Raw genomic sequence first — 25,638 nt, forward strand, 5'->3', positions numbered from 1 at the left:
CGTTTCAACCGGTGGCCTCGGGGGTGTCCAGATCCCTGATCACTTTTACAGGGAGGTAAGAGTGTTCCATCTCAGACGTACGCGATTCGCGCCGCTCGCCATCACGATGTCGGTGGTCCTGGCGGCGGCCGGCTGTTCGGTCGGGTCGATCGGCTCCAGTGATGACGCCGGCGGTGACACCACGACCATCCGGATGCTGGTTCCGGTCTCGGCCGACGGCCAGACCGAGGTGCAGGAAGCGATGATCAAGGCGTTCACCGCCAAGAACCCCAAGATCAAGATCAATCTCGAGACGCAGCCCGGCGGCACCGAGGGCGACAACCTGACCAAGACGAAGTTGAGCACCGGCGAGATGCCGGAGGTCTTCAACTACAACAGCGGGTCTTTGATGCAGGCGCTCAGTCCGGACACCCAGCTGGTCAACCTGTCCGACCAACCGTGGGCCAAGGACCTGGACAAGAACTTCGTCTCCACCGTCAGCACCTCCAAGGGGATGTACGGCGCTCCGCTGGGGACCACCTCGGCCGGCGGAGTGCTGTACAACAAGAAGGTCTACACCGAGTTGGGGTTGAAGGTGCCGACCAGTTGGGCCGAGTTCGATGCCAACAACAAGAAGATCAAGGCAGCCGGCAAGGTGCCGGTGATCCAGACCTTCGGCACCGACTGGACTGCACAGCTCTTCGTGCTGGCCGACTTCGCCAACGTCCAGGCCCAGGATCCCGATTGGGCCGATGCCTACACCAAGGGGCAACGCAAGTACGCCGCGCAGCCCGCCGTCCAGGGCTGGCTGAACCAGCAGCAGACGGCCAAGGCCGGCTACTACAACAAGGATGCGGCGTCGGCCGAGTACGACCAGGGCGCGACGCTGCTGGCCAGCGGTGACGGCGTGCACTGGCCGATGCTGTCCAGCGCGTTGTCGCTGATCGAGCAGAACCATCCTGACAACCTCGACGACATCGGCATGTTCGCGCTGCCGGCCCAGGACGGCGCCGACACCCGGCTGACGATCTGGCTGCCGAACGCGTTCTACATCCCGAAGACCGCCGAGGGTGCCAAGCTGGACGCGGCCAAGAAGTTCATCGCCTTCGCGATGTCGGACGAAGGCTGCGCGATCCAGAACGACAAGGGCGTGCCGGCCGGGCCGTACGCGCTGAACTCCTGCGAGTTGCCCGACGACGTCGCGCCGGTGCTGACCGACATCGAGAAGTACACCGAGGCGGAGAAGGCCTCGCCGGCCGCGGAGTTCCTGTCTCCGATCAAGGGGCCGGCGCTGCCCAACCTGACCGTCGAGGTCGGCCGCGGCATCAAGACCGGTGCGGCGGGCGCCAAGCTGTACGACGAGGACGTCAAGAAGCAGGCCCAACAACTCGGCCTGCCCGGCTGGTGATCATCGGAGCGAATCGTGGTGACTTCCACACCCAGTATCAAAGTTGATCAACCGGCTGCGGAGGCGCCCGGACCGCGTCGCCGCAGCCGGCGGGCCTGGCACCGGGACCGGGCCTACCCGACCTGGTTCTTCATCCCAGCGGCGGTGCTGTTCGTCGTCCTGTTCGCGATCCCGACCTTTGCCTCGTTCTACTTCAGCCTGACCCGCTGGACGCTGTTCGAGACCGAGTTCATCGGGCTGGAGAACTACGCGATGTTCTTCAGCGAACCGACCCTGGTCCGCGGCTTCGTCAACACCTTCATCTACGGGTTCATCACCTCCGGCGCGAAGGTGGTGATCGGGCTGTTGCTCGGACTGGCGCTGACCGGTCGGCTGTTCGGCCGCAATTTCCTGCGGTCGGTGATCTTCTTCCCGGTACTGGTCTCCACCATCGGTGTCGGGCTGACCTTCAAGGTGCTGCTCAATCCCGATCATGGACTGGTGAACGGTGTGCTCGGCTGGTTCGGGATCACCGGGCCGGGGTGGTTGACCGATCCGAAGTGGGCCCTCTTCAGCGTCGCCGGCGTCGACATCTGGAAGGGGTTGGGGATCGCCACACTGATCTACATTGCCGGCATCGTGGCGATTCCGTTGGAGTACTACGAAGCGGCGAAGGTGGACGGCGCCGGCTGGTGGCAGAACTTCTGGAGCATCACGTTGCCGCTGGTCCGGCCGGCGACCACGACGGTGATCTTGTTGTCGCTGATCGGCGGGCTGCGCTCCTTCGACCTGATCTGGGCGATGACCAAGGGCGGGCCCGGCTTCACCAGTGATGTGATCGCTTCAGTGATCTACAAGCAGTACCAGGCCGGATTTTACGGTCTGTCGACTGCCGGCAACGTGGTGTTGTTCGTCGTGGTGTCGATCATCGTGATCCCGATGTCGCACTACTTCAACCGGCGGGAGATCGATCGATGAGACGAACCGGATCGATGAGACGGCGCCGCGTGTCGGAGTTCACCGGTGGACTGATCTCGCTGCTGGTGGCGCTGGTCGTCTTCATCGTGCCGTTCGCGTTCATCCTGCTGACGGCATCGAAGAGTACGAAGGAAGCCGCCGAGTTCGACTTCGCCCTGCCCACCCGATGGCAACTGTGGCAGAACATCCTGGACGTCCTGACGACCCGGGACTTCGTCGTGCTGCGGGCCTTCATCAACAGCACGACGCTGACCGTATTCAGTGTGACGCTGATGGTGGTGTTCGCGGCGATGACCGGCTACGTGCTGCAGCGTCGGACCTCGCGATGGAACCCGTTCATCAACTTCATGGTGATGGCCGGGCTGATCATCCCGCCGGCCGTGGTGCCGACGATCTGGGTGCTGCAGTCGTTGGGCATCTTCAAGACCATGTTCGGGATGATCTTGGTCGAAGTGACCTTCGGATTGAGCTTCTCGATCCTGCTCTTCCGGGCCTTCGTCAGCACCATTCCGCGTGAGCTCGACGAGGCCGCGATCGTCGATGGGGCCGGGCCGCTGCGACTGTTCTTCACCGTCGTGCTGCCACTGCTCCGGCCGGTGATGATCACCGTCATCGTCGTCCAGGCCGTGAACGTCTTCAACGACTTCACCGGGCCGCTGTATTTCCTGCCCGGCGACGAGAACGTCACCGTCCAGCTGACCCTGTACAACTTCCAGAGTCAGGCGTTGAACCAGTGGAACCTGCTCTTCGCCGACATCCTGCTGATCACGATCCCGCCGTTGATCATGTACATCTTCTTCAACCGGCAGATCGTCGCCGGGATGACCTCCGGCGCCGTCAAGGGCTGACCTCCCAGCCTCACAACCCAGCCGCACCGCTTCCGTACGATCGCACCCTGTGTACGTGGTGCGAAGGTACGGAAACGGTGCGGCGATGGAGTGAGGTCCGGGATCAGGCGTCGGAGGATTCGGTGGGCTTGGGTTCCGGCGGCTTGGAGTCGATGCCGGCTTCCTTGCGCTGCTGCGGGGTGATCGGGGCCGGGGCGTCGGTCAGCGGGTCGACGCCGCCACCGGACTTCGGGAACGCGATCACCTCGCGGATCGAGTCCATCCCGGCCAGCAGCGCGACGATCCGGTCCCAGCCGAAGGCGATGCCGCCGTGCGGCGGGGCTCCGAAGGCGAAGGCGTCCAGCAGGAAGCCGAACTTCTCCTGCGCTTCCTCCGCGCTCAGGCCCATCACCTGGAAGACCCGCTCCTGGACGTCGCGCTGATGGATACGGATCGAGCCGCCGCCGATCTCGTTGCCGTTGCAGACGATGTCGTAGGCGTAGGCCAGTGCCGAGCCGGGATCGGTGTCGAAGGTGTCGATCGACTCCGGCTTCGGCGAGGTGAAGGCGTGGTGCACGGCGGTCCAGGCGCCTGTTCCGACGGCCACGTCACCGGCTGCGACGGCGTCGGCGGCCGGCTCGAACAGCGGCGCGTCGACCACCCAGACGAAGGACCAGGCGTCCTCGTCAATGAGGCCGACCCGGTGGCCGATCTCCAGCCGGGTGGCGCCGAGCAGCGCCTGCGCCTTGGTGCGTTCGCCGGCGCCGAAGAAGACGCAGTCGCCCGGCTTGGCGCCGACCGCCTCGACCAGTCCGGCGCGTTCGGTCTCGCTGAGGTTCTTGGCGACCGGGCCGCCGAGCTCGCCGTCCTCGCCGACCAGCACGTAGGCCAGTCCCTTGTGCCCACGCTGCTTGGCGAACTCCTGCCAGGCATCGAGGGTCCGGCGCGGCTGGTCCGCGCCGCCCGGCATCACCACCGCACCCACGTACGGCGCCTGGAAGACCCGGAACGGGGTGTCGGAGAAGTAGTCGGTGAGCTCGGTGATCTCCAGATCGAACCGCAGATCCGGCTTGTCGGTGCCGTACTTGTCGAACGCCTCGGCGTAGCTGATCCGTGCGATCGGGGCCGTGATCTCATGGCCGACCAGCTTCCAGATCCCCGCCAGCAGCTCCTCGGCCAGCGCGATCACGTCGTCCTGGTCGACGAAGCTCATCTCGACGTCGAGCTGGGTGAACTCCGGCTGCCGGTCGGCGCGGAAGTCCTCGTCCCGGTAGCAGCGGGCGATCTGGTAGTAGCGCTCCATGCCGCCGACCATCAGCAGCTGTTTGAACAGCTGCGGGCTCTGCGGCAGGGCGTACCAGGAACCGGGCCGCAGCCGGGCCGGGACCAGGAAGTCCCGGGCGCCCTCCGGAGTGGACCGGGTCAGGGTCGGGGTCTCGATCTCGACGAAGTCATGCTCGGCCAGCGTGTTCCGGGCGACCCGGTTGACCTCGCTGCGCAGCCGGATGGCCTGGCCCGGCGCAGGCCGGCGCAGGTCGAGGTAGCGGTACTTCAGCCGGGTGTCCTCGCCGACCTCGGTCCGCTCGTCGATCTGGAACGGCAGCGGTGCCGACGGGTTGAGCACCTCCAGCTCGGAGGTGACGACCTCGATCTCGCCGGTGGGCAGGTCCGGATTGGCGTTGCCCTCGGGCCGGGACTCGACGACGCCGGTGACCTTGATGCAGTACTCGTTGCGCAGATCGTGCGCGCCGGAGGCCTCCAGCAACTCGTCGCGGACCACCACCTGGGCGATACCGCTGGCGTCACGGAGATCCAGGAACGCGACCCCACCGTGATCCCGGCGCCGGCCGACCCAGCCGGCGAGGGTGACGGTCTGTCCGGCGTCCGCTGCGCGCAACGTACCGGCCTGATGGGTGCGAATCACTGAATCCTCCGTAGCAACGTCTGCGGCCGCGAGTGCGGCGAAACCAACGGCTGCGATCCTACGGTCATCCCACCGTCGAGGCGAAGCGGGCCAACTCCCGCTCGTAGCCGGCCCGGTCGAAACGGAACGGCGGCAACCCGGCGTAGGTCCAGTCCCGGTGCGGGTTGGCGAAGTCGTACCAGAAGACCGAGCCGGTATCGACCGTGATCCGGCCGTAGAGCGGCCAGCAGCCGATCGTGCCGCAGCTACAGCCCAGCAGAACGGTCCGGCCGTCCCATCGGTAGTCGTCCTCCCCCGTCTCCGGCGTCCGGCCGAGAAGGTGGTCTGGCCAGTCCACCTCGGTAGCACTCAGACCGAGATACTGCCCGGCCAATTCGCGGCCCCCTGATTCCTGCCGTTCCGCCTCCGCGACCCAGTCCCGGAAGTCTCGGCCGCCGACGACGAGCTCCACCGCGTCGACGCGGGTCCAGTCCAGATCGACGTCCTCCCGCCGCAACGCCAGGACCTCGAAGTGCGCGGCCCACGGCTCGAAGTCGGTCATCTCACCATGATCAGCGATGGGCGCCGCGATGGCGACTCAATTGGCCGGCGACCACGGTGCCGTCGATCTCGTCGTCGATGATCGTCGAGGCATCGAACCCCGCGGCGGCCAGCAATTCCCGATCGATGTCGGCCTGTCCCCGGCCGGTCTCGATGATCAACCAGCCTCCGTCGGTCAGCCACTCCGGCGCCTGTTCGATGATCCGACGGTGGATGTCGAGTCCGTCGGCTCCTCCGTCCAGCGCGGCGAGCAGTTCATGATCACGGGCCTCGGCCGGCATGAAGGCGATCTCGCCGGTCGGCACGTACGGTGCATTCGCGGTGATCATCGCCACCGACCCACGCAGAGCTTGCGGCAGCGGATCGAACAGATCTCCGTGCAGCACCGAGGCTCGTGCCGCCAGGTTGCGTCGGGCGCAGGAGACGGCGACCGGGTCGATCTCGGTGCAGTACAGCTCCAACGAGCCGACCGAGGTCAGCACGGCCGAGGCGACGGCTCCGACACCGCCGCACAGGTCGACCAGCACCGAACCCGATCCGCAGCGGTCGGCGGCCGTACGGACCAGCAGCTCGGTCCGCCGGCGGGGCACGAAGACCCCCGGCTCGACCGCGAACCGCTGCCCGCAGAATTCGGCCCAGCCGACGATCTGCTCCAGCGGAACGCCGGCGATCCGGCGCTCGATCATCTGCTGCAGCGCGGCGGCATCCACCGCTTCGTTACGCAGCAGGGCCGCCTCGTCCTCGGCGAACACGCAGCCGGCCGCTCGGAGTCGATCGACCACCGGATCGCTGCCGGTGTTGGGATCGGTGTGATTCACTCCGGCGAGCCTATCCCCCTCGACGGACTCGCCGGAGCGAACGGTGATCAGTCGGCCAGCCGCAGCTCAGCCTCGTAGCTGACGTTCTTGATCGCATCGTCCCCGTCGCCGACCGAGCCGGCCGACTGCTGGACCTCGACGATCCCGAAGCGGTTGCCGTGCAGCATTACCGAGACGCCACCGGTGGCCTTGCCGGTGTCGCCGTCGATGCTGTCCATCCAGACGTGGTCGCCGTCCTTCAGTGGCCCGTTGTAGAGCTTGCCGTAGTGCCAGTGGCCCTCCGGCTCGGTCTGGCATTCCTTCAGCGCCGCGACCACCGTGGCGGCGGCAGCCTTGGCCGCGGCCGGTGTCTTGGCCTCGACGATCGCCTCGGTGATCAGGCCGTCGACCTCACCGTCGGCGTTGGACCAGGTCGATCCGATCGAGGTCAGGTCCTTGTTTCCGGTCAGGGTGTCGAGGGAGTCCTCACCGGTGCAGGCGCTGATGCCGTGCGCTCCGTACAGGTCGGTGGTCTGCTGGTTGAGCTCGCCGACGTTGTCCTTGAAGCTGCTGAAGTCGCGTCCCTGGATCAGGTTGACGGTGTCGATCGGGTCCGTGCTCGCCGCGTCGGCAGAATGCAGCCCGAAGCCGCTCAGCCCGACGGCGGCGCCGGCCGCAACGGCCAGCGCCAAGGCTGCGCGGGCGGCGAGTCCCTTCCGGCCGGCAGCCTGGGCGGAGCCGGACGGCGCGGCGGGACGGGTGGTGTTGGTGGACATGCTGTGTTCCTCACTCCTCGGTGATCGGCACCCCGCGTGCCGTCACTTGGAGAGAGTCCGCAGAACACGGTTTGGTTGGACCGGACGGCAAGAATTTTCTGCCGCCGACCGATCCGGGTTCATCGATGGCCCAGGGAAGCGCTCCGACCGGACCCGTACCATCGTCGGGTGACTCAACGCCAGGACGCGCGCTCGGCCACGCGTCGCCGGCCCTACCGGCTGCGACAGCGGATCCCCGAGGCAGGCCCGATCGACCAGTTCTTCTTCATCATCGCCGGCATCGCCGCGATCTGGTTGACGATCTTCCTGCTCCGGGAGGGGTTCCGGTGGAACTGGTCGAACTGGCTGTTCTTCATCCTGTTCTGGGCGATGGCTGCCTACCTGACGTTGCCGCGGCTGCATCGGATCCTGTCCGACATCTATGTCCCGAATTACTTCATCGGCCGGACCCGGACCAGTGACGGCCTGCTCGGTGATCCGATCAACCTCGCCTTCCGCGGCGACGAGCACCAGTTGCACCAGGCGATGCGCAAGGCGGGCTGGACGTTGGCCGACGAGATCACCCTGGAGTCGGCCTGGCAGATCATCCGCGCCACACTGACCCGGCGCAGCTACTCCGAGGCGCCGGTGTCACCGCTGCTGCTGTTCGGTCGGCAACAGGACTTCGCCTATCAACAGGAGGTCGACGGCAGTCCCGGCAAGCGGCATCACGTCCGGTTCTGGCGAACGCCGCAGGACTGGCCGTTGCCCGGTGGGCATCGGGTCGACTGGTTGGCCGCGGCGACCTACGACCGCGCGGTCGGGGTCAGCCTGTTCACGTTGCAGATCACCCACAAGATCGACGCCGACATCGACATCGAACGCGACTACGTCACCGAGTCGATCACCACGACCATCCCGGACACCGAGGTGACGGTCCTGGAGGACTTCACCACCGGCTATCACTCCCGCAATGGTGGCGGCGATTCGATCCACACCGACGGCGACCTGCCGATCATCGAATTACCGGACGCCGACGACAGTCCGCTGGAGGGCGAGCGACGGCAGGAACGGGCGTTGCGGCCCGGCGGTCTGGCCAACGCGCTGGAGGAGACCAAGGCGTCCCGGCGGCGTCCGTTGTCGGTGCTGGCCAGTGCGGCGCTGGTGCTGGCCGGTGCGGCCGTGCTGATCTCGATCGGGGTGGCCGACTTCATCCGGACCGGCGAGCCGTCCCTGGTCCCGGACAGCGAGTTCTCCGGGCTGGCCACGATCACCGGTGCGGTGGTGCTGTTGGCCCAGTTGATCTTGATCGTGCTCACCCTGCAGGGCAAGCAGGTGCCCCGATTGATCTTGATGTTCTTCCTGCTGTTCAGCATCACGGTCGGGTTGGTCGATCACTTCGGCGTGCTGCCGGCCCCGCTCGGGACCAACATCGCCGCTGCCGGGTTGCAGATCGCCGGGTTGATGATGCTGTCCAGCAATTCGTCCCGCGAGTACGCGGTCGCTGCCCGGCAGTTGCGGCACGACACCAGGCAGGCGATCACCGACATCAACGACGCCACCCGGCTGCTCTGAGCCGAAGGCGTCAGCTACTGAGCCAGCCGAAGTAGAACAGCCCGACACCGACCACCATGAACAATCCGGCCAGGATCCAGAACCGGATCGTGATCGTGACCTGGTCCCAGCCCTTCAGCTCGAAGTGGTGATGGATCGGACTCATCCGGAAGATCCGGCGTCCGTGGGTGACCTTGAAGTACGCCCGCTGGATGATCACCGAACCGGTCTCGATGATGTAGAGACCACCGATCACGATCAGCAGCAGCTCGGTGTGGGTCAGGATCGCCAGCGCTCCGAGGGTGCCGCCGATGGCCAACGAACCGGTGTCGCCCATGAAGACCTGGGCCGGTGAGGCGTTCCACCACAGGAAGCCGACCAGGCTGCCGGCCAGCGCCACCGCCACGATCGTCAGATCGAGCGGATCGCGGACCTGGAAACAGCCCTCGGCGGTGTCACCGACGTTGTGGCAGGCCTGCTTGAACTGGAAGAACCCGATGAAGATGTACGCCGACAGCGCCAGGATGGTGGCGCCGGTGGCCAACCCGTCGAGGCCGTCGGTGACGTTGACCGCGTTGGAGACCGAGACGGTCAGCAGGTTGATCCAGAGCAGATAGAGGACCACTCCGACCACCGGCCCCAGGGCCATCAGATCGAGCCACGGCACGTCCCGGATCACCGAGATCGCGGCGGTCGCCGGGGTCAGCCCGTTGTCGGGGTCGCGGAATGCGAGGGCGAGCAGGGCGAACGCCGTCGCCACCACCAGCTGGCCGCCGACCTTCTGCCAGCCGGTCAGTCCGAGACTCTGCTTGCGTCGGGTCTTGGTGAAGTCGTCCAGGAAGCCGACGGCGGCCAGCCCGACCATCATCAGCACGACCAGTAGTCCACTCGCGGTGATCGGCGTACTCGATCCGACGACGAGGTGGCCGATGAAGTAGCCGCCGACGGCGCCGATCACGAAGACCAGGCCGCCCATGGTCGGCGTACCCCGCTTGATCTGGTGGGTCGTCGGGCCGTCGACCCGGATCGGCTGGCCCCACCCGAGCCGGTGCACCAACCTGATGAAGGCGGGCATGGTCAGCAGTGTGAACGCGAGAGCGAACGCTCCCGCGACGATCAGGGCGATCACCGAGCGGTGCCCCCCATCTCCCCGAACGTGCTCGTGGAGACGTTCACGCCGGTCACGGGAGCGACTCCACCACCGATGCAGATATCACGATCCGCGGCCGTGGCAGATGCACACGGCCGCGCGGGCAGGGGTAAGCGGCGTCGCCGCTGGCTTGCGGTCATCTCGGCATAGCGTAGGGCGTCGGCGCCCGAACCGTGGAACCGCTCGGCCGTGCCGCGGCGACCGTTACCGGTTCGAGTCCGGTCGCACCCGGCGGACGGCTCGTTCAGGCACGAACCGACGAGGTGCGGAGGACTTCCCAGGTCTCCTCGTCCAACCATTCGGTCTCCATCTCGGCCGCCGCATGGATGTTGACCATCCGGGCCGGACCGTCGCCGGCGACGGTGAACTTGTGCGGGGTGCGGGCCGGCGCGACGGCGATGTCGCCGACCCGGGCGTCGACCTGATCTCGGCCGAGCGTGAAGGTCACCGTGCCCTCGATGATGATGAAGGTCTCCGAGTACGGGTGCCGATGCAGTGCCGGTCCCTGACCCGGCTGCAGATACTCCAGGAAGAACGAGACGTCGGACTCGTACCCCTTGCCGATGAACGTGGCCGACTCGCCCTGCCGATCCTGTTCGGAAACCGGAATGAGACCCATCGGAACTCCCTTGGTCCTGATGACGGGGCCGTCCGCCATCGATGTCTGTCCAGCCGTGTCTGATCATCCTGGCCGGGGTTCGCCGACCCTGCAACGGGTTCTGGTCCCCGCCGATTCGCGATCTCAACGGCCGCCCCTGGGTTCACCGCCGCTCACGGGCCCGCCGGTTGCGGCGATGAGCACGCATTCAGGCGGGAAACAGTTCCGACGACGACAGCGGTCGGTCGGCGGTCAACCGGTCCAGGCCCCGGGTGGCCAAGGCGAGATAGAAGTCGATGACCTCGATCGGATAAGAGTGTCGGATCGTCCAGTCGACCTGCCGCAGGCTCATGCTCGCCCACCAGCGGCGAACCCGTTCGACCGGGGCCGCGGCGAGCCCGTCGAGCACCGGCGCAAGGTCGGCCGGATCCAATGCGCGATAGCCGTCGCGGTGGGCGATCCCGAAGCTGAGGTCGAAGGTGAGGGTCACCAGGGCGAACCGGCGGTCGCCCCGTCCGATGCCGTCCCAGTCGACCAGCCCGCTGATCCGGCCGGCGTCGTCCACCAGCACGTTGGCCGGGTGGAAGTCGAGATGGACGAGATCGTCCCCATGCTCCGGCGGTGCGTCCCGGCCGATCTCCCGGATCCGCCCCAACAGCCGACGGCTCCGGGCGTCGTAGCCGGAGAGCGTCTCGTGCACACAGAATCCGGGACCACTGGACGTCAGGTGGAGGTTGACCTCCGGCGCCACCGATCCGGTCCCCGACAGCCCGCGGAGCGTCTCCACGAGGTCGACGAGTTGGACCACCAGGCCGGCGTCGACCCGCTCCGGTGAGCTTCCGGGAAGCCGTTGCTGGATGATCGCCCGCTGCTCGCCGAGGTCGACGATCTGCTGATAGTGCGGAGACGGAATGCCGACGGCGGCGACCCGTTCCAGGACCGCCTGTGTCTTCCGGAGTTCTGAGACCGGTGCGCCGGACCGGGTCAGCACACCGTGCCGGCCGTCCGGCCACGCGACGTAGCCGGCGCCGACCTCACCGGCTGCGGCGCGTCCGGTGAGCCGTAGTCCGGCGTCGGTGTGACGGTTGACCTCGGCCAGCAACTGCTCGGCGTCCAACGGGGGTACGGGAGGTGGGATCGGGGCGCTGTGCACGACCCGGCACGCTACCGGCCGCGACGATCACGGCGCAGCCGGATCGGCCGGCCATCTGGTGGCTGCGTGCTGGATGATCAACAGCGCCGGTGCGCAGCAGGGGCCGCTCACCGGTCCAGCAGTGCCTCCAGCCGCGTGCTCTGCTCGACGAACTCGTCGTTGCGTCGGTCGCGCTGGGTGGACAGCGTGAAGAACCAGAAGCTGGCGATCAGCCGGCGGCACAGCCAGTAGCGGGCAGGGTCGACGTCGAAGCGATCGGCGAGCCGGTCCAGGCCGGTGCCGCGGGTACCGAGATGTTCGGCGAAGTTGGCCAGTTCGAAGGCCAGATCACTGCGGCCGGCGTCCTCGAAGTCGACCAGCCGGAAGCGGCCGGCGTCGTACAGCATGTTGCCGACCTGCGGATCACCCTGCCCGAGGATCGGTGGCCGGTCAGCGGTCAGCAGGTCGACCAGTTCACCGCTGCCGATCCACCGGCGGATGCCGAGGTCGACGGCGCGCTGCGGACCGGGGTCGAGCTCAGGTGTCCGGGCGACCAGGTCACGCCAGGCAGCCGTGGAGTGGAAGTCGATCGGATCGAGTGCCGTCGGCACCGGCACCGACCACAGCTGACGCATCGATGCGGCCAGTGCGTCCAGGTGATCATCGGTCCACGGTCCGGTGACCGGCTGCCCCGGTACGACCCGCATCCGCAGCCAGGGTGGTTCGGCGAGCGGCTCGGCGGCGACCGGCTCGGGTGCCAGCCCCGGCGCGGTCTCGGCGAGGTGTCGCAGTGCACGCCACTCCCGCAGCGGCTCGCCGCGACTCCAGGATCGAAACGTCTTGGTGATCAGTTCCCCGTCACGAGTGATCGCGTGCGTGTGCCGTACGGGCGGACCTGCTGCGGCTGTCGTCATCGGGCTCCAACGTAGCGCTGCGTCGGGACGCGTAGCCCGATACGACCGACGACGTAGCCCGATTGCCGCTCGGCTGCCGATGCCCGGACCCCTGGTTCGACGGAACGATCGAGGACATCGCATCAGACCCAGGAGGCGTCATGAGCACCCAGATCGTCACCCCGTCCCGCACCGTCGATCGGATCGGCGACCCGGTCGTCCTGTTCCCCGGCACCGACCGCTACCAGGCTGCCCGCGCCGACAACACACCGGACCACTACCCCGCCGCGATCGTCGTGGCACGCACCGCCGACGACATCCGCGCCGGTGTTCGGGCGGCAGCTGAGCTCGAGCGTCCGCTGGCGGTCCGGGCCACCGGGCACGGCTCGGTTGTTGCCGCTGACGGCGCGGTGTTGATCAGCACCGCCGCCATGAAGAAGATCATCATCGACCCCGTCCGGCGGGTGGCCCGACTGCAGCCCGGCCTGCGGTGGGCGGAGGTGATAGCGGCCGCGGAACCGTACGGGTTGAGCCCCACGTCGGGCGACTTCCCCGGGGTCGGCGTCGCCGGCTTCACCACCGGCGGAGGTGTCGGCTGGCTGGCCCGCCGGTACGGCTACGCCGCGGACAATCTGATCTCGGCGACGATGGTTCTTCCCGACGGCCGCACGGTCACCGCCAGTGCCGATGAACATCCCGACCTGTTCTGGGCTGTCCGCGGTGGCAGCGGCAACTTCGGGCTGATCACCGAGCTGGAGATCCGGTTGGTGCCGGTGAGTCGGGTGCTGGCCGGCAGCATGGTCTGGCCGATCGACCGGGCTGCTGCGGTGCTGCGCTGGTTCGCCGATCACGCCGAGGAGGTTCCGGACGAGGTGACGCTGGCGCCGGTGCTGCGTCGCGAACAGTCCGGACCGGTGTTGTCGGTGGGCTTCGTGGCGGTCGGCGATCCCGAACGGGCCGTGGTCACCCTGAACGCGATGCGCTGGGCCGGTCGTACCGGGATCGCCGGAGTCGACGGCGTACGGTCCGAGGGGCGGCTGATCCCGTACGGCAGGATCACGATCCCGGGCACCCGGCCGCTCGGCTTCGAGATGTACCACGAGCTGTCCGACCAGCTGATCGACGTCTCCGTCGGTGCCATCGTCGATGGGACCGCGAACGCGCTGCAGTTCCACCATTGGGGCGGCGCGACGGCGCGACCGGAAGCTGATCATGGTCCGGTCGGTCATCGGCAGATCCCGTTCTCGATCAAGATCGACGCCGAACCGGGGGTCCTCGATCACCTTGCCTGGTCAGCGACCGGCGCGAAGTTCCTGAACTTCCTGTCCGACACGTCACAGACGGCCCGGGCCTATCGGGTCGCCGACTACTACCGGCTGCGGGAGCTGAAGCGCCGCTACGATCCGGCCAACGTATTGCGGGTCAACCACAACATCCCGCCGGCCTGAGCCTGTCGACGGGCCCTAAGCCTGTCGAAGGGCAATCAGCCGAGGGACGCCTCGGCAGCGGCCACGGTCTGGGCCAGCAGAACGGCGATCGTCATCGGACCGACGCCACCGGGGACGGGCGTGATCATGCTCGCCCGTTCCACGGCGACGGCCTGTTCGACATCGCCGACGTTGCCCGGGTTGTAGCCAGCGTCGACCACCACCGCGCCGGGCTTGATCCATTCGCCCTTGATCAACTCCGGTCGTCCGACCGCAGCCACGACCACGTCGGCCTGCCGTACCTGGTCGGCGAGATCGACCGTCCCGGAGTGGCAGTAGGTGACGGTGGCGTTGCGGCCGAGCAGCAGCAGCCCGACCGGCATTCCGAGGATCGGGCTTCGTCCGATCACGACGGCGCGCTTGCCGGCCAGCTCGACCCGATAGCTGTCCAACAGCCGGACGATGCCTTCGGGTGTACAGGAGTGGAAGCTGGGCAGGTCCAATGCGGTCGCGGCCAGGCTGTGCATGGTGACGCCGTCGACGTCCTTGCGGGGCGCGATGGCCTCGAAGGCGGCGCGTTCGTCGATCTGTTCCGGCACAGGATGCTGCAGCAGGATCCCGTCCACCTGCGGATCGTCGGACAACCCGGTGATCGCCGCGATCAATTCGTCGGTGGTCGTGGTCTCGGGCAGTTCCACCTTGCGGGAGTCGATGCCGTTCTTCGCCGAGCGGTTCTGCTTCATCCTGACGTAGCTCATCGACGCAGGATCCTGGCCGACCAACACCGTCGCCAGGCACGGGGCACGGCCGGCACGTTCGGTGAACGCCTTCGCCCGCGCGGCGGTCTCGGCCAGCAGTTGCTTGGCGACGGCGCTGCCATCGATGATCTCGGCCGACATCGTGCTCCTCCCCCGGCGTCGGTGACGGGACGCCGGGAATCAACCTACGACATCGGTCGCCGTGCTCAGCTGTTGGCGTCCAGATGGTCGGCCGGCTGCGTCCGATCGCAGATCGGAGCCGGCGGGAAACCGACCCGACCGATGATCAACTCCACCGTCGCGTCCACCGCCGACCCGGGCCCGATGATCAACTCGCCGGGCCGGCCGAGCTGGTCGCCGGCGTTGTACCAGGACCGCAGCCGGCCCTCCCCGATCTCTGCCGCGTGCGGTCGGCTGCGATGTCGGCGGACCGTCTCCTCGACCGGGATGTCGAAGTAGAACAGGCCGCTGCGCCCTCGGTGGTCGGAGATCAGCCCGTTGATCATCGGGCCGTACCGGTCGGCCAGCAGGATCCCGTCCAACACGACGTGATAGCCGGCGTCCAGGGCGTACCGCGCAGTCTGGTCGATCAGACCGATGTTGGGCAGCCCGGGTCGATCATGTTCGGCCAGCACGACCCGCCGCAGATGATCTTGTTCGACCCAGGCGACGCCGCGGCCCAAGCGTTGGCGCAGCCGCCGGCTCACCGTCGATTTGCCGGACCCGGAATTGCCTCGCAGCACGACGAGGCGAGTGTCTGGGCTGCCGATCATGGCAGGACACTACTGAACGGAGGCAGCGGCGATGGCAGTCGACACCGGAACCGGTCGAGCAATTCACGATCGAGGTCGGCGGCAGAGTGTGATCCGGTCGGAACTGCCGCTGCCGGGCTCACTCGAACAACGACGGGTCCCCCGCACCACGCCGTACGATCTCGGGCTGCGGTGAGCGGAAGTCGACCACCGTCGTCGGGTCCGGTCCGCAGTCGCCGGAGTCGATGACGGCGTCGATCTGGTTGTCCAGCGCTTCCTTGATCTCCCAGCCCTGGGTCATCGGATCCTCCTGACCGGGCAACAGCAGCGTCGAGGACACCAGCGGTTCACCGAGCTCGGCGAGCAGCGCCTGCACCACCCGATGATCGGGGATCCGTGCGCCGACCGTCTTCTTCTTCGGGTGCAGCATCCGGCGCGGCACTTCCTTGGTGGCCGGCAGGATGAAGGTGTAGCTGCCCGGTGTGGCGGCCTTGATGCTGCGGAAGATCGCATTGTCGATCTGGACGAACTGGCCGAGCTGGGAGAAGTCCCGGCAGATCAACGTGAAGTGATGCTTGTCGTCCAGGCTGCGGATCTCGCGGATCCGCTCCAACCCTTCCTTGTTGCCCAACTGGCAGCCCAGGGCGTAGCAGGAATCGGTCGGATAGGCGACCAGCCCGCCATCCTTGATCAACTCGACTGCCTGACCGATCGTGCGCCGCTGCGGATCCTGGGGGTGTACGTCGAAGTAGCGTGCCATTCTCAGACCCTAACGGTCCCCCGAGCCACACCCAATGACCCCGACGTCCGAGTTGTCGGAACGCCGGACCGGCCGCACGACCGCGGCCGGTCCGGCGGCTTTGATAGATTGCGTGAAATCGATTTCGTCGTCGAAGGAGATGGAGTGCCCGACCGCAGCGGACCGCACGCCCAGGAGGCCACGAGCGACACCCTGCTGGATGCGGTGGATCCAGCACAGTTGCCGCAGGAGAACAGCAGCGCGTTCGCATCGGCCTGGGTCGAACCGGCCGGCAGTTACGCCGCCCCGGGCAGCGACGGAGACCTGTGGCCGACCTGCTGGGCCGAGGACGACTACGTCTACACCGCCAACGGCGACGGCCGCGGATTCTCCGACGACACGTTCGAGGATCTGGTCGTCAACCGGATCGCCGGCACTCCCGAGACCGGTCTGACCGGCGAGCGGCTGGCGGCGTCGGCGCAGGTGGCCGCGGTCTGGGGTGACCCGAAGCTGTTCAACCGCAAGCCGACCGGGATGGTCTGTGTCAACGGCGTGCTGTACCTCGCCGTCCAGGACCTCCGCTACGGCGACGACGCCTTCAACGATGTCCCGAACGCCTCGATCAGCCGGTCCGACGACCACGGCCGGACCTGGAAGATCACCGAGCAGGCGATGTTCACCGACTACCGCTTCACCACGATCATGTTCGCCGACTTCGGCAAGGACTCCGAGCATGCGGTGCCGGCACTCGGTGCCGACGACGGACGCTACGTGTACGCCTACGGGCTGGACTGGAACTGGCGAGCCTCGTTCAACGGGATCGTCCCCGACCCGATCGACCTCTATCTGGCCAGGGTGCCCGACGACGCCGTGCAGGACCGAGCCCGCTGGGAGTTCTTCGTCGGCCTCGATGATCAGGATCGCCCGCGCTGGAGCAGCCGGATCACCGACAAGGTGCCGGTGCTGCACGAGCCGATGCGCCGATACCCCGACCCGCGGCCGGGCAAGAACGGTTCGGACACGATCATCGCCCAGGGCGGCGTGCTCTACAACGCGCCACTGCGGCGTTACCTGTACAGCACCTGGACCGCCGGCGGCCTGGAATTCTTCGAGGCACCGCAGCCGTGGGGGCCGTGGCGACGCTTCAAATATCACAACACCGGACTCGGCCCGTGGCGCCGGATGGCCGACACCGAACACACTCCGAAGAACGCCGGCTACGGCACCACGATGCCGTCGAAGTACGTGAACGCCGACGGCACCAAGCTGTGGCTGCAGAGCAACTGGTGGGTCGGACCGGTGCCGGAACCGGACGACAACTACAACTTCAATCTGCGCCGGGTGGAGTTGACCCCGTACCGGCCGAGTCGGCCGAGCAACTCCCGCAGTGACGACAATCTGGCGCGGTCCGTCGACGGCGTCCGCAGCTACCAGATCTGTGCCGGCAGCGCGCATCCGCACTATGCCAATGACGGCGACCGGGAGCAGCACGAGACCAGCGACGACCAGATGAACAAGGGCATCGATTTCTGGGGCTACCTGTTTCCCGCCCAACAGCGGATGAACGAACTGATCTACGTCGCCGGTCCGGCCGACGCCGCCGGTGGCTGGTTCACCGCCTACGCCGGCGGCCTCCGCGTCCAGGTCCGCCGCGACTTCATCTGGCACGACGTCACCGGCCTGACCGTGACCCCCGACTACCCGTACGCCCCGTCGATCGAGAACGGCACCGAATACCGCTTCACCTTCCACGACACCCACGGCGACGGCATCCGCCTGATCGGCCAACCCGGCGGCACCGACCACTACACCTCCATCACCGAACTCGAGGTCTACTACCGCTAGACCCACCAGCCATTGAGCGGTTCAGACCACCCCAAGCACCTGAGCGCATCGACTCCACCTCAGGGACCAAAGCCTGTTGATGGACTGAGCCGTTGGTCGAGCCCAGACCCTTCGACAAGCTCAGGGTCCTCGATTCACCGAGTCCTCGCCAAGTTCAGGTCCGCCGTTGGTAGGCATCGCTGATCGAGAGCGACGAGCTCCAACCAAGGCAAGCGGCCCGCCGAACCTGCCGTTCGGTGTGGTTGAGGGCGCTCTGGGTGGGGCGGGCGTTTGAAACTCAGCCGGTCGAGCTTGCGAGACCGGGTGAGGCTTCGAGGGCGGGAGCGCCCTCAACCACACCGAACGGCCCACAACCAGACTCATGCCGCGCAACCGACGCACCGACGCAACCGACGCAGCCGAAGAACGCGAGACCCTGCAACAGATTTGACGACGCGACCGCTAGGTTGCTGATCATGCAATCGCAAGAAGGCGCCGACCACCAGCAGGTCAAGACAGAGTCGATGCCGAAGGTAGCCGCCGCGAGCTTTATCGGGACGACGATCGAGTTCTTCGACTTCTACGCCTACGGCCTGGCGGCGGCGTTGGTGCTGAACAAGGCGTTCTTTCCCGAGCTTGATCAGGTCGCGGGCACGCTGGCCGCGTTCTCGACGTACGCGGTGGCGTTCGTGGCCCGCCCGCTCGGCGCGGCCATCTTCGGCCACTTCGGCGACCGGATCGGCCGGAAGTCGATCTTGATCGTCTCGTTGCTGATGATGGGACTCAGTACGGCCCTGGTCGGTGTGTTGCCCGGCTACGGCACGATCGGTGTGCTGGCCCCGATCCTGCTGGTCATCCTCCGCGTGCTGCAGGGCATCGGACTCGGCGGTGAGTGGGGTGGCGCGGCGTTGCTGGCGACCGAGCATGCGCCGTCCGGGCAACGTGCCCGGTGGGCGATGTTCCCCCAGCTCGGCCCGGCGATCGGGTTCATCCTGGCCAACGGATCCTTCTTGCTGGCCCGGATCGCGGCACCGGACTCCTTCGCCACCTTCGGCTGGCGGATTCCGTTCCTGATCAGCTTCCTGCTGGTGTTGGTCGGTCTGTGGGTCCGGCTGACCATTGCCGAGACGCCGGTCTTCCGCCGGGTGATGGAGAACGATCAGGTCTCGCGGACACCGTTCGTGGAGTTGATCACCCAACAGTGGAAGCGGGTGTTGCTCGGTGCCGGCGTGATGATGGTGCAGTACGCCCTGTTCTACACCGCCACCACCTACTGCCTCAGCTACGCCACCACGGTTCTCGGGATCGGCCAGACGCCGATGCTGATCGTGGTGATGCTGGCGGTGATCATGCTCGGCATCGGTACGGCGGTCAGCGCGACGCTGGCCGATCGAATCGGACGGAAACGGATGTTGATCATCGCCTGTTCGGTCTCGGTGGTCTGGGGTCTGGTCACCTTCCCGTTGCTGGACACCAAGAGCTACCCGTTGATGTGGCTCGCGCTGGCCGGCTGTCTGGCGCTGATGGGACTGAGCTTCGGCCCGATGGGCGCCTACCTGCCCGAGCTCTTCGGCACCCGCTACCGCTACAGCGGTGCCGCGCTGTCCTACAGCCTCGGTGGTGTCCTCGGCGGTGCATTGCCGCCACTGATCGCGGTCAAGCTGGCGGCCGGGCCGGGTAGCTTCGCCGTCGGCGTGATGATCTCGGTGATCGCGGTCATCTCACTGCTCTGCGTCACCCGACTGCCCGAGACCCGCGACCAGGACCTCGATCATGCCACCGGCTGAGCGGCCGGTTCCGGTGTCGATGGTCACTGGTCCGGATCGTTGAAGGCCCGGCCGGAGAAATGCAACGGCCCGGCCATCGCACCGCCTTCGACCGGCAGCGTGATGCCGGTGATCCAACTCGCATCCGCGGAGCCCAGGAACGCGACCGCGGCAGCGATGTCCTCCGGCTCGCCGACCCGCCCCAGCGGATAGAACCGCTTCAACCGCTCCAGTGATCCGGGCTGATGGTCCCAGACCCGGGTCCGAATGGTGCCCGGTGCGACGACGTTGAATCTGATTCTCCGCGGACCGTACCGGACCGCAAGATTCTTGGCCAGGTTGGACAATCCGGCCTTCGCCGCACCGTAGGACTCCTCGCCGAAGGCGGCCAGCCCGTTGACCGAGGAGACCATCACGACAGCCGGGCGATCGCTGCACTGCAGGGCCGGCAGCGCCGCCCGGATGCAGCGCATCACTCCGGTCAGGTTGAGGTCGATCAGGTCGTTCCACAGTTCGTCGGACTGCTCGGCGAAGTCCGGCATCGGGGCCGAGCCTCCGGCCACCGCGACCAACTGGTCCAACCGCCCGAACGTCTCCAGGGTGGCGGCGATCGCGGCGTCCACCGAGTCCCGATCATGAACGTCGCAGGTCACCGCCAGCGCCCGCTCCGCCAGGTCCGCGGCGGTCCGTTCGGCGGCGTCGCGATCATGATCAGCGATCGCGACCCGGGCTCCCTCCTGGTGCAACCGGCGAGCGGTCGCCGCACCGATACCGTGCGCAGCGCCGGTGATGAAGACGACCTGATCATCGAATCGCATGCGGCCAGCGTAAAGGATTCGACACCGTCGGGAGCAGCGCCGCACAATTGAGCTCATGTCGCCGTTCTGCCTGATGATGCGCCCACCTCAGAGGTAACCCGGGCGCTGTTCGACGTCTTTCGTTCCCTCGCAGTCGGAGGGAGCGCCGTCGTGACTCCTGGCTGCGAATCCATCCAGGAGTCATCATGATCAGCTACATCACCACCGCTATCCCCTATGTCAATGCCAGACCCCATCTGGGCCACGGCCTGGAGCTCGTCCAGACCGACGTGCTGGCCCGGCACCGTCGGCTGCGCGGCTACCAGGTCAGCTTCCTCACCGGCACCGACGACAATGCCGCCAAGAACGTCTCCGCCGCAGCCGCGGCTGGTGTCGAGGTCGCCGACTTCGTCGCCACCAACGGGGACGCCTTCATCCGGCTCGCCGAGAGACTGGGCAGCTCCCACGACGACGTGATCAGGACCGGCACCGATCCACGCCACCGGCCGGCGGTGACCAAACTCTGGCAGGCGATCAGCGCGGACCTGTACCGCCGCGACTACACCGGTGGCTACTGTGCCGGATGCGAACAGTTCTACCGGGTCGAGGACCTGGTCGACGGGCTCTGCCCCGAGCATCGGATCGCGCCGCATCAGGTCACCGAACAGAACTGGTTCTTCGCACTCTCCCGCTATCAGCAACGGATCGAGGAGTTGATCACCAGTAACACGGTGTCCGTCCAGCCCGCTCACCGACGAGCCGAGGTGCTGTCCTTCGTCCGCTCCGGGCTCGCCGACTTCAGTGTCTCCCGGCCGAGCAGCCGCTCCGCCGGCTGGGGCGTTCCGGTACCGGGTGACGAAAGTCAGACGGTCTACGTCTGGGCCGACGCGTTGATCAACTACATCAGCGCCGCCGGCTACGGAGTTGATCAGGACCGGTACCGCAGCCGGTGGTGTGCGGCCGACGAACGCCTACACGTCATCGGCAAGGGGATCAGTCGATTCCACGCCGTCTACTGGCTCGGTCTGCTACTGGCCGCCGGCGAACCGTTGCCGACCCGGATCTCGATCCACGAATACCTGCAGACCGGCGGCCGGAAGATCTCCAAATCCGGCTCGCCGAGACCGTCCGACCCGGCCATCGTGTCCGACCCGGACGACCTGCTCACCCGGTACGGCCGGGACGCCGTCCGCTGGTGGTTGGTCAGCGATGTCACGCCGGTCGGCGACACCGACTTCAGCGAGGAACGGCTCAAGTCCCGCTACACCGAGGACCTGGCCAACACCGTCGGCAACCTGATCAACCGGACCGTCGCGCTGGCGCAGCGTGGTCTCGGCGGCGAGGTGCGGATCGGGCCGCCCGATGCCGTGGCCCGCCCCGTTCCGCCGGGGCTGCAGCGGGCCGCTGATCTCGCGGCGGCGCTGCCGGAGCGGATCGACGTCGCACTGGACGACTTCAACCATCGGCAGGCGACGGCCCGCATCATCGAGGTGGCCGCCGCAGCCAACGCCGCGATCGAGGCGACCCGACCGTGGCAGCATGTCCGGCCGGCGGTCGACGGCGACCCGGTTGCCCGCGAACAGCTCAGAACGATCTTGGCGGCGCTGCTGCAGGTCTGCCGTCGGGTCGCCGTCGAGTTGACCGCGTTCGTCCCGGATGGTGCCGCGCGCCTGCTCGGAGTGCTCGGCGACCCGGTAGCGGCGACCGAGACGCTGCGGCTCGGACCGGCAGAGCCCGCCTTTCCCCGGCTCGCGCCGACTTCCGACCGGGTTCCGTCATCCGGTCGATAGCTCAACCTCGGTTGAGGTCGAGCTAAGGTCGTGCCATGCACACGACCGATCTCCTGGCCATCGGAGACCTCTCGGCACGTTCGGGGGTCGCGCCGTCGGCGATCAGGTTCTACGAAACGCACGGGCTGATCCACTCCGAACGCACCACCGGCAATCAGCGCCGGTTCCGCCGTACGACGCTGCGCCGGCTGGCGTTCATCAGGACCGCACAGCGGGTCGGGCTCAGCCTGGAGGAGATCAGCGCGGCACTGTCGACGCTGCCCGAGGGACGGACTCCGACCCGTGCCGACTGGGCGCGGCTGTCGAAGGACTGGCGTCCGCGGCTGGACGAACAGATCCAACGGCTGGTCAATCTGCGGGACAAGCTCGACGGCTGCATCGGCTGCGGCTGCCTGAGCCTGCAGCGATGCGCATTGCAGAATCCGGACGACGAGGCGGCGACGACCGGTGTCGGCGCACGGTATCTGGAACCGGTCGCGGCGGGGGGCTGACAGTTCACTAGTCTGTGCACCCAATCGACCAGTCGATGAACGGATCGACCCGAGCTCAGACGAAGGATGGCGTGGTGCCCACAGCTGCCAAGAAGGTCTCCAGGATCGCGTTGCTCACGGCGGGCGGTTTTGCGCCGTGCCTGTCATCGGCCATCGGCGGCCTGATCGAGCGCTACACCGAACTGGCACCGGATGCGGAGATCATCGCCTACAAGTACGGCTACCAAGGTCTGCTGAGCGGTGACTCGATCACCGTCACCGACGCGGTACGCCAGCATGCCGATCTGCTGCATCGCTACGGCGGTTCGCCGATCGGCAATTCCCGGGTCAAGCTGACCAACGCCGCCGACCTGGTCAAGCGTGGCCTGGTCGCCGAAGGCGTCGATCCGCTGCAGGCCGCCGCCGAGCAACTGACCGCGGACAAGGTCGACGTGCTGCACACCATCGGCGGCGACGACACCAACACCACCGCCGCCGACCTCGCCGCCTATCTCTCCGAGCACGACTACGACCTGACCGTCGTCGGCCTGCCGAAGACGATCGACAACGACGTCGTCCCGATCCGGCAGTCGTTGGGTGCCTGGACGGCGGCCGAGCAGGGATCCCGTTTCGCCCAGAACATCATCGCCGAGCACAATTCCGGGTCCCGGATGCTGATCATCCACGAGGTGATGGGCCGCAACTGCGGCTGGCTGACCGCAGCCACCGCCGCCGAATACCACCGCTGGGTCGGCAAGCAGGAGTGGCTGCCCGAGATCGGCCTGGACGGGCGGGCCTGGGATGTGCACGGCGTCTACGTGCCCGAGGCGGGGATCGATCTGGACGCCGAGGCGACCCGGCTGCGGGGCGTGATGGACGAGCTCGGCTCGGTCAACCTGTTCATCTCCGAGGGCGCCGGCGTCGAGGCGATCGTGGAGGAATTGCAGCGCACCGGCGCTGAGGTCCCGCGCGATCCGTTCGGCCACGTCAAACTCGACAAGATCAACCCCGGCGCCTGGTTCGGCGATCAGTTCGCCGAACGTCTCGGTGCGCAGAAGGTGATGGTGCAGAAGTCGGGCTACTTCTCCCGCTCCGCACCGGCCAACGACCAGGATCTGCATCTGATCCGGCAGATGACCGACCTCGCCGTGGACAGTGCACTGCGGGGCGAGTCCGGCGTGATCGGGCAGGACGAGGAGCAGGGCGACACGTTGCGCGCGATCGAATTCCCGCGGATCGCCGGTGGCAAGCCGTTCGACGTCGGCACCGACTGGTTCAGCACCCTGCTGCAGGAGATCGGACAGCAGCCGGCAGCCTCCTGATCGACAGATGATGGTCCGGGTGCCGCGCTCACGCCGCGGCAGCCGGACCGTTGCCGCCGGGCGTCATCGGTTGTACGGTCACGAAGCAGACGGACACAGCGTCACCCGGGTAGCAAGCCGGTCGAGGCGCACTGTGTCGGGGAACCTGTTCGGAGGAGACAACGATGTCCAGCGTGAACCACGTGCCCGATGCCAACGCCCTCCCTGTTGATCATGACCTGGATGATCATGATCAACCGGCGCCGACGGACGGACCGACGGCGCACACCCGGCGCGGGATCAGCAGACGTTCGGTGATGGCCGGCGTCGGTGCCGTCGGGCTCGGGACAGCCGCCGCGATAGCCGATCACGCGCCCGCGCGCGCCGATGGCCGCGACGGTATCCCGACCAGGTCCGGGTTGAACCGCGGCCGGCTGACGATCAGCTCCGAACCGTTCGGCACCACCACCGACGGCGATCCGGTCGAGCGATACACCTTCGGATCCGCGCACGGCGTGTTGATCAAGATGCTGACCTACGGCGCCACCTTGCAGTCGATCGAGCTGCCGGATCGGTTCGGGCGCCGCCGCAGCATCATCCTCGGCCTGCCCACCCTGGCCGACTACCAGGACCACAGCCCGTACTTCGGTGCGACGATCGGCCGCTACGGCAATCGCATCGCGGCCGGCAAGTTCAGCATCGACGGGGTCGACTACCAGATCCCGACCAACGACGGCGACAACGCGCTGCACGGCGGTCCGACCGGATTCGACAAGCAGGTCTGGAAAGCCACGCCGGTGCAGGAAGCCGATCGCGTCGGTGTCGAGTTCGCGCTGGTCAGTCCGGACGGCGACATGGGATTCCCCGGCACGTTGCGGACCACCGTGCGCTACACACTTGATCGACTCGCTCGGTTGACGATCGACTACCGGGCGACCACCGACAAGCCGACGATCATCAACCTGACCAACCACGCCTACTTCAATCTGGCCGGCGAGGGAGAAGGAACGGTCGAAGATCAACTTCTGCAGGTGAACGCGGATCGCTACACGCCAGTGGGCAAAGGGTCGATCCCGCTCGGACCGCTGGATCCGGTGCGCGACACGCCGTTCGACTTCCGTCGGCCCAAGCCGATCGGCCGAGACCTGCGGCAGGACGATGATCAACTCCTGCTGACCCAGGGCTATGACCACAACTGGGCGTTGAACGACTATCGGCCGGGGCAGCTGCGCCCCGTGGTGGCCGCCTACCATCCCGGGTCCGGACGCTGGCTGCGTTGTGCGACCGATCAGCCGGGCGTGCAGATCTATTCCGGCAACTTCCTGAACGGGACCTTCACCGGTCTGACCGGGGCGATCTATCGCCAAGGCGATGCCTTCACCCTGGAAACCCAGCACTATCCGGACTCCCCCAACCAGCCCGACTACCCGTCGACCGTGCTGCGTCCCGACCAGACCTACCGGACGACGACCGTCTTCAGCTTCGGCGTCGCTTGATCAG

At 67.1% G+C, this 25,638-nt stretch carries 23 protein-coding genes; 11 read left to right on the forward strand and 12 right to left on the reverse strand.

The window, feature by feature from the left end:
• Positions 1-61: 61 nt before the first annotated feature.
• From BLU38_RS30035 to BLU38_RS30045, 3 genes are read left to right on the forward strand one after another with little or no spacing between them, the layout of a single operon-like run.
• Complete coding sequence (locus BLU38_RS30035) at positions 62-1,387, forward strand: ABC transporter substrate-binding protein (protein WP_231920099.1); 1,326 nt, start codon at positions 62-64, stop codon at positions 1,385-1,387.
• A gap of 15 nt (positions 1,388-1,402) precedes the next feature.
• On the forward strand, positions 1,403-2,344 hold the full coding sequence (locus BLU38_RS30040; RefSeq protein WP_091531136.1) for a carbohydrate ABC transporter permease: 942 nt from the start codon (positions 1,403-1,405) through the stop codon (positions 2,342-2,344).
• A gap of 14 nt (positions 2,345-2,358) precedes the next feature.
• Positions 2,359-3,192: a carbohydrate ABC transporter permease gene (locus BLU38_RS30045; RefSeq protein ID WP_091533419.1), complete on the forward strand. Its 834-nt coding sequence runs from the start codon at positions 2,359-2,361 to the stop codon at positions 3,190-3,192.
• 103 nt (positions 3,193-3,295) lie between these two features.
• On the opposite strand, the gene aspS is transcribed toward BLU38_RS30045, so the two are convergent.
• The 4 genes from aspS to BLU38_RS30065 all read right to left on the reverse strand — a co-directional run bounded on the left by aspS (position 3,296) and on the right by BLU38_RS30065 (position 7,208).
• Positions 3,296-5,095 carry an aspartate--tRNA ligase gene (gene aspS, locus BLU38_RS30050; protein WP_091531139.1) on the reverse strand — a complete coding sequence of 600 codons (1,800 nt, stop codon included), beginning with the start codon at positions 5,093-5,095 and terminating at the stop codon, positions 3,296-3,298.
• 64 nt (positions 5,096-5,159) lie between these two features.
• Entirely contained in the window at positions 5,160-5,636 is a 477-nt protein-coding gene (locus tag BLU38_RS30055) for a hypothetical protein (RefSeq protein WP_091531142.1), read from the reverse strand.
• A gap of 10 nt (positions 5,637-5,646) precedes the next feature.
• The gene (locus tag BLU38_RS30060) at positions 5,647-6,453 is read right to left on the reverse strand and encodes a putative protein N(5)-glutamine methyltransferase (protein ID WP_091531145.1); all 807 of its coding nucleotides are present in this window, start codon (positions 6,451-6,453) and stop codon (positions 5,647-5,649) included.
• A 47-nt stretch (positions 6,454-6,500) separates the two neighbouring features.
• The gene (locus BLU38_RS30065) at positions 6,501-7,208 is read right to left on the reverse strand and encodes a hypothetical protein (protein ID WP_091531148.1); all 708 of its coding nucleotides are present in this window, start codon (positions 7,206-7,208) and stop codon (positions 6,501-6,503) included.
• A gap of 168 nt (positions 7,209-7,376) precedes the next feature.
• On the opposite strand from BLU38_RS30065, the gene BLU38_RS30070 reads away from it, so the two are divergent.
• A complete protein-coding gene (locus BLU38_RS30070; protein WP_231920100.1) occupies positions 7,377-8,762 on the forward strand; it encodes an LssY C-terminal domain-containing protein in 1,386 nt (461 codons plus the stop codon).
• Positions 8,763-8,772: 10 nt separating this feature from the next.
• Here BLU38_RS30070 and mraY read toward each other — a convergent pair whose 3' ends face one another.
• From mraY to BLU38_RS30090, 4 genes are all read right to left on the reverse strand, one after another.
• The gene (gene mraY, locus BLU38_RS30075) at positions 8,773-9,816 is read right to left on the reverse strand and encodes a phospho-N-acetylmuramoyl-pentapeptide-transferase (RefSeq protein ID WP_231920101.1); all 1,044 of its coding nucleotides are present in this window, start codon (positions 9,814-9,816) and stop codon (positions 8,773-8,775) included.
• Positions 9,817-10,135: 319 nt separating this feature from the next.
• Complete coding sequence (locus BLU38_RS30080; protein WP_091533424.1) at positions 10,136-10,510, reverse strand: cupin domain-containing protein; 375 nt, start codon at positions 10,508-10,510, stop codon at positions 10,136-10,138.
• Positions 10,511-10,697: 187 nt separating this feature from the next.
• On the reverse strand, positions 10,698-11,642 hold the full coding sequence (locus tag BLU38_RS30085) for an aminoglycoside phosphotransferase family protein (RefSeq protein WP_091531154.1): 945 nt from the start codon (positions 11,640-11,642) through the stop codon (positions 10,698-10,700).
• A 107-nt stretch (positions 11,643-11,749) separates the two neighbouring features.
• Entirely contained in the window at positions 11,750-12,535 is a 786-nt protein-coding gene (locus BLU38_RS30090; RefSeq protein ID WP_157683872.1) for a phosphotransferase family protein, read from the reverse strand.
• A 140-nt stretch (positions 12,536-12,675) separates the two neighbouring features.
• On the opposite strand from BLU38_RS30090, the gene BLU38_RS30095 reads away from it, so the two are divergent.
• A complete protein-coding gene (locus tag BLU38_RS30095) occupies positions 12,676-13,962 on the forward strand; it encodes an FAD-binding oxidoreductase (protein ID WP_091531159.1) in 1,287 nt (428 codons plus the stop codon).
• Positions 13,963-13,997: 35 nt separating this feature from the next.
• Here BLU38_RS30095 and BLU38_RS30100 read toward each other — a convergent pair whose 3' ends face one another.
• The 3 genes from BLU38_RS30100 to BLU38_RS30110 form a co-directional block, all read right to left on the reverse strand.
• Entirely contained in the window at positions 13,998-14,840 is an 843-nt protein-coding gene (locus BLU38_RS30100) for a bifunctional 5,10-methylenetetrahydrofolate dehydrogenase/5,10-methenyltetrahydrofolate cyclohydrolase (protein WP_091531161.1), read from the reverse strand.
• Positions 14,841-14,905: 65 nt separating this feature from the next.
• Positions 14,906-15,472 carry an AAA family ATPase gene (locus tag BLU38_RS30105; RefSeq protein ID WP_091531164.1) on the reverse strand — a complete coding sequence of 189 codons (567 nt, stop codon included), beginning with the start codon at positions 15,470-15,472 and terminating at the stop codon, positions 14,906-14,908.
• Positions 15,473-15,590: 118 nt separating this feature from the next.
• A complete protein-coding gene (locus tag BLU38_RS30110) occupies positions 15,591-16,211 on the reverse strand; it encodes an L-threonylcarbamoyladenylate synthase (protein WP_091533426.1) in 621 nt (206 codons plus the stop codon).
• Positions 16,212-16,355: 144 nt separating this feature from the next.
• Here BLU38_RS30110 and BLU38_RS30115 point away from each other — a divergent pair, with 144 nt between their 5' ends.
• Together BLU38_RS30115 and BLU38_RS30120 are read left to right on the forward strand one after the other, a co-directional pair.
• Positions 16,356-18,035, forward strand: a complete 1,680-nt coding sequence (locus BLU38_RS30115; RefSeq protein WP_157683874.1) for a DUF4185 domain-containing protein — start codon at positions 16,356-16,358, stop codon at positions 18,033-18,035.
• A gap of 455 nt (positions 18,036-18,490) precedes the next feature.
• Positions 18,491-19,801, forward strand: a complete 1,311-nt coding sequence (locus BLU38_RS30120; RefSeq protein WP_091533428.1) for an MFS transporter — start codon at positions 18,491-18,493, stop codon at positions 19,799-19,801.
• Positions 19,802-19,824: 23 nt separating this feature from the next.
• Here BLU38_RS30120 and BLU38_RS30125 read toward each other — a convergent pair whose 3' ends face one another.
• The gene (locus tag BLU38_RS30125; RefSeq protein ID WP_091531171.1) at positions 19,825-20,598 is read right to left on the reverse strand and encodes an SDR family NAD(P)-dependent oxidoreductase; all 774 of its coding nucleotides are present in this window, start codon (positions 20,596-20,598) and stop codon (positions 19,825-19,827) included.
• Positions 20,599-20,783: 185 nt separating this feature from the next.
• On the opposite strand from BLU38_RS30125, the gene BLU38_RS30130 reads away from it, so the two are divergent.
• The 4 genes from BLU38_RS30130 to BLU38_RS30145 all read left to right on the forward strand — a co-directional run bounded on the left by BLU38_RS30130 (position 20,784) and on the right by BLU38_RS30145 (position 25,634).
• Positions 20,784-22,367, forward strand: coding sequence for a methionine--tRNA ligase (locus BLU38_RS30130; RefSeq protein ID WP_091531175.1), 1,584 nt, complete (start codon positions 20,784-20,786; stop codon positions 22,365-22,367).
• A gap of 35 nt (positions 22,368-22,402) precedes the next feature.
• The gene (gene soxR / locus BLU38_RS30135) at positions 22,403-22,858 is read left to right on the forward strand and encodes a redox-sensitive transcriptional activator SoxR (RefSeq protein ID WP_091531178.1); all 456 of its coding nucleotides are present in this window, start codon (positions 22,403-22,405) and stop codon (positions 22,856-22,858) included.
• Between the two features lie 74 nt (positions 22,859-22,932).
• The gene (locus BLU38_RS30140; protein WP_231920102.1) at positions 22,933-24,159 is read left to right on the forward strand and encodes a pyrophosphate--fructose-6-phosphate 1-phosphotransferase; all 1,227 of its coding nucleotides are present in this window, start codon (positions 22,933-22,935) and stop codon (positions 24,157-24,159) included.
• 164 nt (positions 24,160-24,323) lie between these two features.
• Complete coding sequence (locus BLU38_RS30145) at positions 24,324-25,634, forward strand: aldose epimerase family protein (RefSeq protein WP_091531183.1); 1,311 nt, start codon at positions 24,324-24,326, stop codon at positions 25,632-25,634.
• Positions 25,635-25,638 lie beyond the last annotated feature (4 nt).

Origin of the sequence: Microlunatus soli (genome assembly GCF_900105385.1) — a bacterium.
GTDB lineage: Bacteria > Actinomycetota > Actinomycetes > Propionibacteriales > Propionibacteriaceae > Microlunatus > Microlunatus soli.